This window comes from Ruegeria lacuscaerulensis, from assembly GCF_013033355.1.
Taxonomy (GTDB): domain Bacteria; phylum Pseudomonadota; class Alphaproteobacteria; order Rhodobacterales; family Rhodobacteraceae; genus Ruegeria; species Ruegeria lacuscaerulensis_A.
Genome location: NZ_WQDY01000007.1, coordinates 95,757 through 108,537 on the forward strand (window position 1 = coordinate 95,757; position 12,781 = coordinate 108,537).

Sequence of the window (12,781 nt, forward strand, 5' to 3'; positions counted from 1 at the left end):
CTAGAATAAAGAAAAAAGGCACGAGGCACATGAGCAGAATTCTTATCGTACTCTTCGGGGTGCTGCTTTTGGCATCCTGTAGTGGCGGCTCGAAACAGCCGCCCAGCAAGCTGAATGACGCGTGCAGCATTGCGCGCGAGCGGCCCGACTTTATCAAGGCATTCAAAACCACAGAACGGAAATGGGGTGTCCCAGTTCACGTACAGATGGCGACAATCTATCAGGAAAGCCGCTATCGGCACGATGCGCGCACTCCACACCAATACGTGCTGGGTGTCATCCCGATGGGCCGCCAAAGCAGCGCCTATGGCTTTAGCCAAGCTTTGGACGGCACGTGGGAGGAATACCAGCGCGAGACCGGCAAACGCCGTGCCAAGCGGGACCGTATCCGTGATGCGTCCGACTTTATCGGCTGGTACATGACCAAAAGTCTAGATCGCAATGGGATCCAACTGCACGACACGCGTAACCAGTATCTGGCGTATCATGAGGGCCATACCGGCTATGCTCGCGGCAGTCATTACAGCAAAACTTGGCTGTTGAACGTCGCCAACAATGTAGATGCACGCGCCAAACTGTATCAGGCACAACTGTCAGGCTGCCGTTACTAAAAGGTCAGCGGGTCAGCGATTGCCTGACCCGCTTCTGGTCCGGCGCGAGAAGAGGTTGTTATCCAGGTTCCTGCCCGTCTCAAGCGGCCCTAGCAAGACCGTAGTCTGGCTGCCTGCGTTGTCATGGATCACCCATTTGCGCAGCTCTACCGGATCGCCGGTAAACATCAGTTCGATCCGGCCCGAATCCGGGTTTTTGGGATCTTGCGCTGTCACGACCGTAGCCGTGCCATCAAAGTCGTGCCCGACCACCATATTCGCCTGAGCCAAGTTCACGTTCCTCGCCAGAACCAATGACAGCGGTGTGCGCCGCAAGGGGTATTGCTCGGGTGGTTGATTGGACTTTGGGTCGAAAATCTGAACCGTCCCAGCCCGCGCCAGAACAACAGCGCTGTTAGGCGGGTCGTATTCGAACCGCATTTTGCCCGGCCGTTCAATCCACAGCTTACCGGTGCTGAGCGACCCGTCATCATTGACCTGAGTGAAGGTGGTCTGAACGGTTTTCAACTCGTTCAGATAGTTTGATATCTGCGACAATGGCAGCTTGTCCGCGGCCCACGCGGCGGGTGCGGCCAATGTCAAAGCAAGGGCAAAAGCAATCTGTTTCATAAGGCACAGATAGGCGCTTTGCCCTTGTTATTAAATATCCTATTGCTCGGGGATGAGGATTTCGCGCTTTCCGACATGATTGGCTGCGGAAACAACGCCTTCGTCCTCCATCTGCTCAACCAGTCGGGCGGCTTTGTTGTAACCGATGGCAAGTTTCCGCTGGATATACGAGGTCGAGCATTTGCGATCCTTGATCACAATCGCCACCGCCTGATCGTACAAAGCATCCTCGCCATTGGTGTTGCCACCGGTATTCAGGCCAAGAACTGCATCGATATTGTCGGCCTTTTCCTCGGCCGGGCCATCGACGACACCGCTCATGTAATCGGGCGGGCCGAACTGTTTCAGGTGGTTGACGATTTCTTCGACCTCTTCGTCCGACACGAACGGGCCGTGGCAACGGGTGATTTTGGCCCCGCCAGCCATATAGAGCATGTCGCCCTGCCCCAGCAGTTGCTCGGCGCCCATCTCGCCCAAAATGGTCCGGCTGTCGACTTTCGAGGTCACCTGGAACGAGATCCGGGTGGGGAAGTTTGCCTTGATCGTGCCGGTGATCACATCAACCGAAGGCCGCTGCGTCGCCATGATCAGGTGAATACCCGAGGCCCGCGCCATCTGCGCCAGACGTTGAATACACGCCTCGATCTCTTTCCCCGCGACCATCATCAGGTCGGCCATCTCGTCGACGATAACGACGATATAGGGCATCGCCTCGGGCGCGAATTCTTCGGTCTCGAAGGTGGGTTCTCCGGTCTCGTCGTCAAAACCGGTCTGGACCGTGCGGCTGAACATCTCGCCCTTGGCCAACGCATCCTTCACTCGACCGTTGTAGCCCGCGATGTTGCGCACGCCCATTTTGGACATCTTGCGATAGCGGTCCTCCATCTCGCCCACGACCCATTTAAGGGCGACAACCGCCTTTTTTGGGTCGGTCACAACGGGCGACAGCAGATGCGGGATTCCATCATAAACAGACAATTCCAGCATCTTGGGGTCGATCATGATCAGGCGGCATTCATCAGGCGTCAACTTATAGAGCAGCGACAGGATCATCGTGTTGATCGCCACCGATTTACCGGACCCTGTGGTCCCTGCGATCAGCAGGTGGGGCATCTTGGCAAGGTTCGCCACGACCGACTCCCCTCCGATATCCTTACCCAAGGCCAACGGCAGCGCATGGTTGCCGTCGCCGAAATCACGGCTGGCAAGGATTTCACGCAGCACCACCATCTCACGGTTCTCATTGGGCAGTTCGATGCCGATGACCGAGCGCCCCGGCAGAGTCGAAACCCGCGCCGACAGCGCCGACATCGAGCGTGCGATATCGTCGGCCAAACCGATCACACGACTGGCTTTCAGACCGGGTGCGGGCTCTAGTTCGTACATAGTAACAACCGGACCCGGGCGAACGCTGACGATCTCCCCCTTGACGCCATAGTCATCCAGAACGTTTTCCAGCATCCGGGCGTTTTCCTCCAACGCCTCATCGCTGAGGTGATGGCGCTGAATGCTGGCGGGGTTGGCCAGCAGGCCCAAAGGCGGCAATTCGAAATCGGAATGCTTGTCCTCGAACGACAGCGCAGGTTGCGCTTCGGCCTGCGCGCGGCGCGAAGGCTGCGGCGCGCGACGCACAGGTTGCGCGACAACCGGTTTGCGCGGTTCAGCCACCGGGATTTTCATCGCCGGGCGCGACTCAGGGGCGGGCTCGGGTTCAACCATCGGCTCATCCTCGAACACGGCCTCATCATAGTCCGGCTCGGGCGCAAAATCCTGATGCAGAGGTTCCTGCCACTCGGTTGGTTCTGCCGTCAGCATCGGCTCGGGTGGCAAACCAGTCGAGGTCATCGGCGGTTCCGGCGGCAATTCGCCCGCACCAGAGTTCAGGATCAACGGATCAGGCCCACGCCCCCGCCCTTTAGTCAGCGGCAGGTTCGGGTCATGTTCGGGCGTCATCTCACCCGCGGCGACCTTACGGTTGCGCACAGCGGCGGAAATCTTGGACCGGATGCGGTCTTCGCCCGGCATCTCTTCAAAATCGGCGATAGGCTCGCGGTCAATCAATTCAGGCTCGGGCATGGGATCCGGGCGGCGGATCAGATCGGGGATACGCGACAGCAAGCCCGATTTCACGGGCTCGGGCGCAGTCAGCGGAGGCTCTTCGAACAGCGGATCGGCGTAAGCCAAGTCATCGTCGAACACGGCTTCGGCGGCTTCGACACGCGCGGCTTTGCGCTCATCCCATTGCGCGCGGCGGTCACGAGCCGCCTGCGCGGTTGCCGACGCACTGCGGCCCAGCAGGTTCATCAGCGTGTCGTAAGACATCACCAAGCCCAGCAAAAAAGCCCGGAAGCCTTTGCGCACATCGTCCTTCGTAAAGCCCAAGACGAAAATGCCCAGCGCCAGCATCCCGAGCGCCATGGCCAGCGACATCAGCTTGACCACGAAATGCGATGCGACCGGCAACAGGGTTAGCAACGCGCCCATGACAGTGTCGCCAAACAGCCCTCCAAGGCCGAAACTATGGGTCGAACGCCAAGCCTCATCGGGCACCAAGGTCGCTGCATAGACCGAGACGACGGCAATCCAGATCGGCGCAAAGATCAACCGGGCAATCGCGCGATCCTCGCCAAAATGTCCCGCAAATCGCACGCCCCAGCCGATCAGAACCAAGGCAATGCTCCAGCTGCCCCAGCCCACGATCATGAACAAGGGCGCCGCGATAGACGCACCAATACGCCCCATCCAGTTCTGCACCGGCGCATCGGTCGAGACCATCCAGTTCGGATCATCCGGCGTGTAGGACCAGATCATAGCAGCAGCTGCCAGCCCCAGCAGGATCAAGGCAATCCCAATCAACTCCTTGCTGCGCCGCTCAATGGCGGCTTGCGTTGTACTGTCCAGCAATGGATCGCGGTTGCGCGCGTTCAATGATGCCATTTTGCCCTCGTACCTCACGAATAGATGCAGTCGCGGAGCGTAATCAGCCCCTGCTGCAACTCTGTTTTTGGAGCCACAAGCGCGGCCCGAATAAAATGCTCGCCCGGGTTTTGTCCCGGATCGCCTTGGGAAAGATATGCGCCTGGCAGAACCCGAAGCCCGGTTTCACGCCAGAGCTTCAATGCGGTCTCTTCGCCGTTATCGACCGGTAGCCACAGGAAAAACCCAGCCTCGGGTGACATATAGCCTTGCACACCTGCAAACACGTCATCCGCGATGGCGTATTTTTCCTGATAAAGCGCGCGGTTCTGGATGACATGCTCCTCGTCCGCCCAAACACGTGCGGCGGCGGCCTGCAACGGCAAAGGCAGTGGCGATCCGGCATAGTTGCGCAGCTGTTTGACCCGTTTGATCGTATCCGGCCCGCCCGCAATCAGACCCGAGCGCAGCCCAGCCAGGTTCGACCGCTTCGAGAGTGAGTTGAACAGCACCACACGTTCAGGGTCTGCGCCCATCTCTTGCGCGACGGTCAGTGCGCCGACCGGTGCCTCGTCACGGTAGATCTCGGAATAGCATTCATCCGCGAAGATGCGGAAATCGTACTTTTCCGCCAACCCGATCAGTTCGGCCCAATAGTCGCGTGAGGCCACAGCGCCCTGAGGGTTGGCGGGTGAACAGATATAGGCCGCGACGGTGCGGTTTAGCACATCCTCGGGCAGGCCTGCATAATCGGGAAGGTGTCCAGTGGCAGCAGTGGCCGATACAAAAACAGGGTCCGCCGCGACCGAGATCGAGGCCACCATATAGACCTGATAGAACGGGTTCGGGCACAGGATGACCGGCTTCTGGCCATTCTTTTCCTCGGGGCACAACGCCATGGCGGCGTTATACAGCCCCTCGCGCGTGCCATTCAGGGCCATCACGTTGGTGTCGGGGTCCATCGTCACGCCATAGCGGCGCGCGATCCAGTCGGTGATCGCGCCACGCAGCTCGGGTGAGCCTTCGTTGGGCGGATAACCTTGAAACCCTGCGGCATTCTCAGAGATGACATCCGTCACCCAGGCCGGGAAATCGTGCATCGGCGCGCCGATAGTCATGTGAATCACATCGCCGCCCGGTTGATGGTGGTCCAACAGGGTGCGCAGACGCGGGAAAGCGTATTCCGGTAGGTTCGAAAACCGCTCGGGGAAATTCATATCTACTGCCTCAAGTTCGGGATCATAGCGCCCCGTTTTCAGGCAGGTTACAGGCCGCACCCCGTTTCGTCCAGCCAAAGTGATGGCGAATCAGGGGATTGTGGCATTCAGGCCAATGCCGCCTCGGCCGCCGATCCGATCCGTAGCAGAGCCTCCTCGGACCCAGGATAGCCCATCATCATCACCCCGCAGCCCGGTGTTCCTGTCGGTAAGGTCAGCGCGGCCAGACCCATCAGGTTGCCGATCCGCGTGTTGCGCAAAGCAAGCAGGTTTTCAGTGACGTAATAGTCGTGATCGGTCAGCAACCGATCCAGATTAGGCGGTAGAATCGGAGCAGTCGGTGCCAGAACAGCATCAAACCCGGATGTGGCCGCATCCCAGGCAGCGCGAGAGGCCTTCAGCTTGGACCACGCCGCGATGTAATCCGCACCCGAGACATTCTTGCCCGTGCGGAACCGTTCGAGGATTTCTGGATACATCGCGTCCGGGTTGGCTTCGATCACATCGCGCCACAGGCCATAGGCCTCGGTCGTGTAAAGCACACCGGACAGCGCCATCGCATCCGCCAGTTCGGGCACTTCCAGCGGTACGATCTCGGCCCCGGCATCGCGCAGACGCTCCAGCGCGCTGTCATAAGCGACGCGAGGAGTGTCGCGCAGGTTATCCTTGGCGATATTTTGCAGATCGGCAAAGCGGCGGCCTTTCAGGCTGGCCCCACGCAGATCGGCGGGTGTGCCGCCTTCCAACAGGGCCAGCATATGCGCCGCGTCCTCAACCGACCGGGCCAGCGGGCCCACAGTGTCGAAGCGCAGGCACAGCGGCACCGTGCCTTCAAGGCTGACCCGCCCAGCAGTTGTTTTCAGACCCACCAGATTGTTCCATGCGGACGGAATACGCACCGAGCCTCCGGTGTCGGACCCTATCCCACAAGCCGCCAAGCCCCAAGCGACCGAGGCCGCCGCGCCCGAGGATGACCCGCCCGGCACGGCATCCACATCATCAATGCAGGGCGGCGTGTCGGTGATGGGATTCAGACCAAGGCCCGAGAAGGCCAGCTCGCTCATATGGGTTTTGCCCAGACAGACCGTGCCCATGGCCGTGGCGTTGCGCACGACAACCGCGTCCGCCTGCGGCACCCGGCCTTTCAGCAGGGCCGATCCGGCCTCGGTCCCGGTGCCCGCGGTATCGAACAGGTCTTTCCAGCTGATCGGAACCCCGTCCAGCAGTGACCGGCGCAGACCCAGCGCAGCGCGATCCTGCGCGGCTTTGGCCTCGGCCCGGGCGCGGTCGTGGGTGACGCGCGCATAGATGCGGTCGCGGTAGGGATGGGCGTCGATGGCGGTCAGATAGGTCTCGGTCAGCTCGACCGGGTCAATCTGGCCCATGCCGATCCCCCGCCCCAGATCACACGCCGTCATGGTCAACCAGTCCTGCATCCCTGCCCCCTTGGAAAATTCTGCTGACGGGACGGTAGCGACAGGACCGCACATGGACAATCCCGAAAGGGGGCGCATATTGCGGGGCATGGAACACAAGACCGATATCCTGATCGTAGGCGGCGGCCTGAATGGCCCGGCTTTGGCTTTGGCGCTGGCACAGACGGGGCATTCCGTCACCGTCATCGACAGTTTGGCCCAAAAAGTCCGCAAGAACGCGGCGTTTGACGGACGTGCCTATGCACTGGCGCTGGCCTCGCAACGGCTGCTGGATGCAGTGGGTGTGTGGGGCAAGGTCGCCGATCACGCCCAGCCCATGCTGGAGATCAAGGTCACGGATGGACATGCGGGCGCGGGCCCCTCTCCGTTCTTCATGCATTTCGACCATGCCGAGATCGAAGAGGGCCCGATGGGCTTTATGGTCGAAGACCGCCACCTGCGCCGCGCCTTTCTGGACGCCATGGCCGAGGAGACCCGGATCACGCAGATCAACGGACGCACGGTTGTCGCGCAAGAGGCTGACGCGACCGGTGTGACCCTGACACTGGATGATGGCGCGACCGTTTCGGGTGGGCTGCTGGTGGGCTGCGATGGCCGCCGCAGCGGCACCGCCGCGCGCGCAGGGATCAAGCGGACGGGGTGGGATTACGGCCAAACCGCGCTGGTCTGTGCGATTGAACATGACCTGCCCCATCACGGTATCGCGCATCAGTTCTTCATGCCGCCCGGCCCTCTGGCGATCCTGCCACTGACCGGCAATCGCAGCTCGATCGTCTGGAGCGAAAGGACCGAGGCTGCCGAGCGCATCAATGCGCTGCCCCAGGCCGATTATCTGCAAGTCCTGCGCCCCCGGTTCGGCGATTTTCTGGGCGACATTCGTATCGCCGGAGACCGGTTCACCTATCCGCTGAACCTGACCATCGCCAATTCCTTTATCGGTGACCGCATGGCTCTGGTCGGGGATGCCGCCCACGGGATGCACCCGATTGCAGGCCAAGGGCTGAACGCCGGTTTGCGCGATGTGGGCGCATTGGCCGAGGTTCTGACCTTGGCCGGACGACGCGGCGAGGATATCGGATCGGTGCTGGTGCTGGAGCGCTTTCAGGAATGGCGGAGGTTCGACACGGCCTCTCTGGCAATGGCGACGGATGTGTTCAACAAGCTGTTTTCCAACGATAATCCGCTGCTGCGGATGGGCCGCGATATCGGGATGGGGATCGTCGGATCGCTGCCAGGCCTACGGCGCGGCTTTGTGCGCGAGGCCGCAGGGTTGACCGGAGACCTGCCCAAACTGCTGCAAGGCCGCGCGATCTAGTCCAGCTCGCGCGCCTCATCGACCAGCATAACAGGAATGCCATTGCGGATCGGAAACGCCAGCCCGGCGGCTTTCGACACCAACTCTTGCTTGTCCGCGTCATAATGCAGGGTCGTGTGGGTCTGCGGACAGATCAGCGCCTCAAGCATGTGGCGGTCAAACGCGTGTACAGTCATTGTAAGTGGTCCTCGTTCGATCCGCCGCGCATCGCAAATTCGATCAATGTTACCAAGGTCTCGCGGCGGGTGCGCAAACAGGGTGCCTCAAGTAGCGCCTGTTTTTCTTCGGGGTCGAAATCCAGCAACATCGACAGCGAATTCACCAGCAGCTCATCATCCGCATCTTTCAACGTGTCCCAATCCGTCGATAGGTTTTGCGACGAAAAGAACTTTTCCAACAGGTTCAGGAAACGCGGACGATTGAACCCGTCATCCTGTTCGGTTTTACCCAGATCGCGGTCGAACCCCTCCCACGACACGGCACAGCGGCGATAGGGGGTGAAAGCGTCCAACTCTGACCGGATTCGGAACCTCGAGACTCCGGACAGCGTGATCAGATAGCGCCCATCCTCGGTCTCGGAAAACTGCGTCACTCGGCCTGCGCAGCCGATCTGGTGAAGACGCGCGTCGTCGCTGGCAGACGGGTTGGGTTGCACCATCCCGATCAATCGTTCCGGTGTTTTCAACGCATCATCCATCATCTGCAGATAGCGCGGCTCGAAGATATGCAGCGGCAGGCGCGCGCGGGGCAGCAGCAGCGCCCCGGGCAGAGGGAATACGGAAACCGTTTCCGGCAGGTCGGCGGGATGCATCATGTACCCGAGTGTAGCTCTGATCGGAAATTAGGCAAATATCATCGAGCTGAGCTTACGCCGCCCGTTCAGAACAATCGGATCATTGGGCTTGAGCGCATCAAAGATCGTGAAGAGCTGCGCCTTGGCCGCGCCTTCATTCCATTCGCGATCGCGACGGAACAGGTCCAGCAATTGCGCGACGGCCTCTTCCACATCGCCGTTCGCGTGCAGCGCCTGCGCCAGATCGAACCGGGCCTGATGGTTGTCGGGGTCGGCCTCAACCGCCGCCTTCAGCTCGGCCACGGGGCCGGCATCGGCAGCTTGTTTGGCCAGTTCCAACTGCGCATGGGCAGCTTCCAATTCGGGCGCGTTGGATATCTCGGCCGGGGCGCCGTTCAGGATCGCTTCGGCCTGCTCCAGATCATCCGCCGCAATATGGGCGCGCACCAGCCCGCCATAGGCACCGGCGTGGTTGGGGTCTTCGCCCAGAATGGCGGCAAAGGTCTGGGCGGCATCCGTGGCCGCGCCCTCGACCAGCATTTCCTCGGCTGCGGAGACGGCTTCGTCCAACTGTCCACCGGGGCTTTCGCCACCCGCCGCTTCGATCACGCGGTCGATGAACGCTTTGATCTCGGATCCCGGCAGCGCGCCCTGAAAACCATCAACAGGCTGGCCCTTGTGAAACGCATAGACGGTCGGGATCGACTGAATGCGCAACTGGCCTGCGATCATCTGCGCCTCGTCGACATTGATCTTGACCATCTTGACCGCGCCCTTGGCGGCGGTGACGGCCTCTTCCAGCATCGGGCCCAAGGTTTTGCAGGGGCCGCACCACGGAGCCCAGAAGTCGACAATGACCGGCACGTCTTGCGAGGCTTCGACGACGTCGGCCATAAACGTGGCCTCGGACCCGTCCTTGATCAGGTCAGTGGCGGCAGGGCCGGTGGCAGTGTTCAGAAGGTCCATGGCGATACGTCTCCGGTTCAAACTTGCGCCTTATATGCAGCCGCGCGTCGCGGAAACCAAGGGCAGATTTGTGCTGTTATAGGTCGAAAGTGGCAAAAACCGGGGCGTGATCACTGGGTTTCTCCCACCCGCGGGCGTCGCGCAGGACCCGGCTGGAATGCCCCGCGTTCGAGATATCGGGTGTCGCCCAGACGTGATCCAAACGCCGCCCCTTACCCGCCGCATCCCAATCGCGCGCGCGGTAGGACCACCAGCTATAAAGCTGCCCTTCGGGGATATCCTGACGGGTGACATCAACCCAACCACCTGCATCCTGTGTCTCGGCCAGCGCCTCAACTTCGATCGGTGTATGCGAGACGACCTTGAGCAGTTGTTTGTGCGACCAAACGTCATCTTCACGCGGGGCGATGTTCAGGTCGCCAACCAGAATGGATTTCTCGGGCTTCTCAGCGCGGAACCAGTCGCGCATGTCCGCGAGGTAATCCAGCTTTTGCCCGAACTTCTCATTCACCTCGCGGTCGGGCACATCACCGCCCGCAGGAACATAAAAATTCTGGATGGTCACACCGTTTTCCAGCCGCGCGGCAATGTGGCGGGCATGGCCGAGACCGGCGAAGTCCTTGTCGCCCACCTCCTCCATCGGGATACGCGACAGGATAGCTACGCCGTTATAGCCCTTTTGTCCTCGCGCGACCATGTGGGTGTAGCCCAGTTCGGCGAACCCTTGGGTGGGGATTTTCTCGACGGGGGATTTACACTCTTGCAGGCACAGCACATCGGGAGCCTCTTCCTGCAGCAATTTCAGCACGATAGGCTCGCGCAGACGCACTGAATTGATATTCCAGGTGGCAAGAGTGAAAGTCATGGGGGATTCCTTTATCGCGGTTGCGCGCGACGTTAACGCGGTAGAAGACAAGGTGCCATCGGAAAAAGCAGCGCTTTCCCGGCCTATAATCGAGCAGGGGCGGAGTTAAAAAGCGCTTGCGCTTCGGTAAAAATCTCCTCGACGATTTGGGCGGCAGGCATGATGTCACGGACCATTGCAACACCTTGCCCAGACCAAAGTGACATCGCTTCGATATCCCCTTCTGTCCCTGACAACGGCGTATAGCTCTGGTATCGGACAACGTCCTCTCCACCCGGGCGCTGACCGATGATTTCGCCTTCGTTCGGGCGATGCCCCGGAGCGGCCGAGCCTGCTTCTTTCCACGTTTGCGCGGTAGAATTGGCTAACGCGCGATGTGGTGCTTGCGGCCATTTCACATCATACAGGTCAGTGTACCATTCGGTCTGCGCCTCAGACGCATTCAGCACTCGGCGGCGATAGTCTTCGTGTATCGTTGCCTCGGCACTGGCCAAAAACCGAGTACCAACCCAAACCGCCGAAGCCCCCAACATCAACGCAGCCGCCATACCGCGCCCGTCGGCAATTCCGCCAGCAGCAACAACAGGAATCGAAACCGCGTCCACGACGGCCGGAATCAGCGCCATTGTCGCGACCTGCCCCCAGACATGGCCACCTGCTTCCCACCCTTGGGCAACGATGATGTCCGCTCCGGCATCCTGCGCGGCCTTTGCCTCGGCAGCGTTACCGACACTGACCATGACGCACAGCCCGCCTTTCTTGGCGTCCGAGATGGCCGAAGGTTCCATCCCCCAGAACAACGAAACGGCGTGAACCTGCTTGTCGATACAAACCCGCAGCTGGTCTTCGTACGGGAAGGCGAGGTTCAGATTGACGGCGAAATTGCGATCCGTCAGCGCACGCACGGCATCTATCCCTTCCGAGACCTGATCCGCAGGCTTACCCCATAGGGGAATCACTCCGTACCCGCCTGCATTACAAACAGCCGCAACAAGTTCAGGTCCAGCGGCCCCACCCATAGGGGCCGACAGAACGGGTTTTTCAATATTCAACAGAGTGCAGATTTCGTTTGCCAAGTCTCACGCCTCCCAATTCGTTGGGCAGAATTGGCACCGCGAACCACTGATAAGTCAAGCAGTTGGATCAAGACTATGGGGCAGCGCCCGAGCCAAAAAAAGCCGGGCCAAAGGCCCGGCAGTCCAACAGGGAGGTACATGTCATTACCCGGACATGCACGGGTTGGGAGTAACCTAAATATATCTTCAGAGTATCACTTTGATCTGCGTCATACCATCAAAGTTAAGATACCAACCGATATCCGCCCGATTCTGTGACCAAAAGGCGCGCGTTCGACGGATCGGGCTCGATTTTTTGACGCAGGCGATAGATGTGGGTTTCCAATGTATGGGTGGTGACACCTGCGTTGTATCCCCAGACCTCATGCAACAGCACATCGCGCGCGACGACGCCATCAGCCGAACGATAGAGGAACTTGAGGATGTTCGTCTCTTTCTCGGTCAGACGGATTTTGCGATCTTCTTCGGTGATCAGCATCTTCATCGCGGGCTTGAAAGTGTACGGCCCCAGAACAAAAACGGCATCTTCGGATTGTTCGTGCTGACGCAGCTGGGCGCGAATGCGGGCCAGAAGAACCGGGAATTTGAACGGCTTAGGAACATAGTCATTCGCACCGGCATCCAGGCCCAGGATGGTGTCGGCGTCGCTGTCATGACCGGTCAGCATCAGGATCGGGCTTTTGACGCCCTGCTTGCGCATCAGGCGGCACAGCTCGCGGCCATCTGTATCCGGCAAGCCAACATCCAGAATCACCAGATCGTAAATCGCCTCGCGGGCGCGCTCCATTGCCGAGGCACCATCTGACGCTTCGAACACGTCGAAGTCTTCGGTCATCACGAGTTGCTCACTCAGCGCTTCGCGCAGATCCTCGTCATCATCCACCAACAGGATTTTCTTAAGCTGTGCCATTCCCGGTCCTCCTAAGCCTTTTCGGACACTTGCGCGTAGAACACGCTTTCAACAAGGTTTGCTGCAA

The 12,781-nt window shown here is 60.1% G+C and carries 12 protein-coding genes; 2 read left to right on the forward strand and 10 right to left on the reverse strand.

Annotated elements, in window-relative coordinates:
• Positions 1–29: 29 nt before the first annotated feature.
• On the forward strand, positions 30–611 hold the full coding sequence (locus tag GOW48_RS13530; protein ID WP_170355376.1) for a transglycosylase SLT domain-containing protein: 582 nt from the start codon (positions 30–32) through the stop codon (positions 609–611).
• A 12-nt stretch (positions 612–623) separates the two neighbouring features.
• On the opposite strand, the gene GOW48_RS13535 is transcribed toward GOW48_RS13530, so the two are convergent.
• From GOW48_RS13535 to GOW48_RS13550, 4 genes are all read right to left on the reverse strand, one after another.
• Complete coding sequence (locus tag GOW48_RS13535; RefSeq protein WP_170754556.1) at positions 624–1,220, reverse strand: LolA family protein; 597 nt, start codon at positions 1,218–1,220, stop codon at positions 624–626.
• Positions 1,221–1,259: 39 nt separating this feature from the next.
• The gene (locus GOW48_RS13540; protein ID WP_170754558.1) at positions 1,260–4,157 is read right to left on the reverse strand and encodes a DNA translocase FtsK; all 2,898 of its coding nucleotides are present in this window, start codon (positions 4,155–4,157) and stop codon (positions 1,260–1,262) included.
• A 14-nt stretch (positions 4,158–4,171) separates the two neighbouring features.
• Positions 4,172–5,353, reverse strand: coding sequence for an aminotransferase class I/II-fold pyridoxal phosphate-dependent enzyme (locus tag GOW48_RS13545; protein ID WP_170754770.1), 1,182 nt, complete (start codon positions 5,351–5,353; stop codon positions 4,172–4,174).
• 107 nt (positions 5,354–5,460) lie between these two features.
• Positions 5,461–6,789 carry an amidase gene (locus GOW48_RS13550; protein WP_170754560.1) on the reverse strand — a complete coding sequence of 443 codons (1,329 nt, stop codon included), beginning with the start codon at positions 6,787–6,789 and terminating at the stop codon, positions 5,461–5,463.
• Positions 6,790–6,841: 52 nt separating this feature from the next.
• Between GOW48_RS13550 and GOW48_RS13555 the strand changes: the two genes are divergently transcribed.
• Entirely contained in the window at positions 6,842–8,104 is a 1,263-nt protein-coding gene (locus GOW48_RS13555; RefSeq protein WP_234899501.1) for an FAD-dependent monooxygenase, read from the forward strand.
• Here GOW48_RS13555 and GOW48_RS13560 read toward each other — a convergent pair.
• From GOW48_RS13560 to GOW48_RS13585, 6 genes are all read right to left on the reverse strand, one after another.
• Positions 8,101–8,280 carry a Trm112 family protein gene (locus tag GOW48_RS13560; protein WP_170754564.1) on the reverse strand — a complete coding sequence of 60 codons (180 nt, stop codon included), beginning with the start codon at positions 8,278–8,280 and terminating at the stop codon, positions 8,101–8,103. The genes GOW48_RS13555 and GOW48_RS13560 overlap by 4 nt on opposite strands.
• Positions 8,277–8,918, reverse strand: a complete 642-nt coding sequence (locus tag GOW48_RS13565; protein ID WP_170754566.1) for an LON peptidase substrate-binding domain-containing protein — start codon at positions 8,916–8,918, stop codon at positions 8,277–8,279. The genes GOW48_RS13560 and GOW48_RS13565 overlap by 4 nt, the downstream gene beginning before the upstream one ends.
• Before the next feature lie 27 nt (positions 8,919–8,945).
• The gene (trxA, locus tag GOW48_RS13570) at positions 8,946–9,863 is read right to left on the reverse strand and encodes a thioredoxin (protein WP_170754568.1); all 918 of its coding nucleotides are present in this window, start codon (positions 9,861–9,863) and stop codon (positions 8,946–8,948) included.
• Between the two features lie 76 nt (positions 9,864–9,939).
• Positions 9,940–10,728, reverse strand: coding sequence for an exodeoxyribonuclease III (locus GOW48_RS13575; RefSeq protein WP_170754570.1), 789 nt, complete (start codon positions 10,726–10,728; stop codon positions 9,940–9,942).
• An 83-nt stretch (positions 10,729–10,811) separates the two neighbouring features.
• Positions 10,812–11,804 (reverse strand): NAD(P)H-dependent flavin oxidoreductase, encoded by a 993-nt coding sequence (locus tag GOW48_RS13580; protein WP_170754572.1) that lies wholly within the window; start codon positions 11,802–11,804, stop codon positions 10,812–10,814.
• Positions 11,805–12,027: 223 nt separating this feature from the next.
• Complete coding sequence (locus GOW48_RS13585) at positions 12,028–12,714, reverse strand: response regulator transcription factor (protein ID WP_170355386.1); 687 nt, start codon at positions 12,712–12,714, stop codon at positions 12,028–12,030.
• Positions 12,715–12,781: the final 67 nt, after the last annotated feature.

Excerpts from the sequence above, each read along its gene's own strand:
- GOW48_RS13550 (WP_170754560.1), bottom strand. The coding sequence starts at position 6,789 with ATGCAGGACTGGTTGACCATGACGGCGTGTGATCTGGGGCGGGGGATC.
- GOW48_RS13555 (WP_234899501.1), top strand. The coding sequence starts at position 6,842 with ATGGACAATCCCGAAAGGGGGCGCATATTGCGGGGCATGGAACACAAG.
- GOW48_RS13545 (WP_170754770.1), bottom strand. The coding sequence starts at position 5,353 with ATGAATTTCCCCGAGCGGTTTTCGAACCTACCGGAATACGCTTTCCCG.
- GOW48_RS13530 (WP_170355376.1), top strand. The coding sequence starts at position 30 with ATGAGCAGAATTCTTATCGTACTCTTCGGGGTGCTGCTTTTGGCATCC.
- GOW48_RS13585 (WP_170355386.1), bottom strand. The coding sequence starts at position 12,714 with ATGGCACAGCTTAAGAAAATCCTGTTGGTGGATGATGACGAGGATCTG.
- GOW48_RS13540 (WP_170754558.1), bottom strand. The coding sequence starts at position 4,157 with ATGGCATCATTGAACGCGCGCAACCGCGATCCATTGCTGGACAGTACA.
- trxA (WP_170754568.1), bottom strand. The coding sequence starts at position 9,863 with ATGGACCTTCTGAACACTGCCACCGGCCCTGCCGCCACTGACCTGATC.
- GOW48_RS13575 (WP_170754570.1), bottom strand. The coding sequence starts at position 10,728 with ATGACTTTCACTCTTGCCACCTGGAATATCAATTCAGTGCGTCTGCGC.
- GOW48_RS13560 (WP_170754564.1), bottom strand. The coding sequence starts at position 8,280 with ATGACTGTACACGCGTTTGACCGCCACATGCTTGAGGCGCTGATCTGT.
- GOW48_RS13535 (WP_170754556.1), bottom strand. The coding sequence starts at position 1,220 with ATGAAACAGATTGCTTTTGCCCTTGCTTTGACATTGGCCGCACCCGCC.
- GOW48_RS13565 (WP_170754566.1), bottom strand. The coding sequence starts at position 8,918 with ATGATGCATCCCGCCGACCTGCCGGAAACGGTTTCCGTATTCCCTCTG.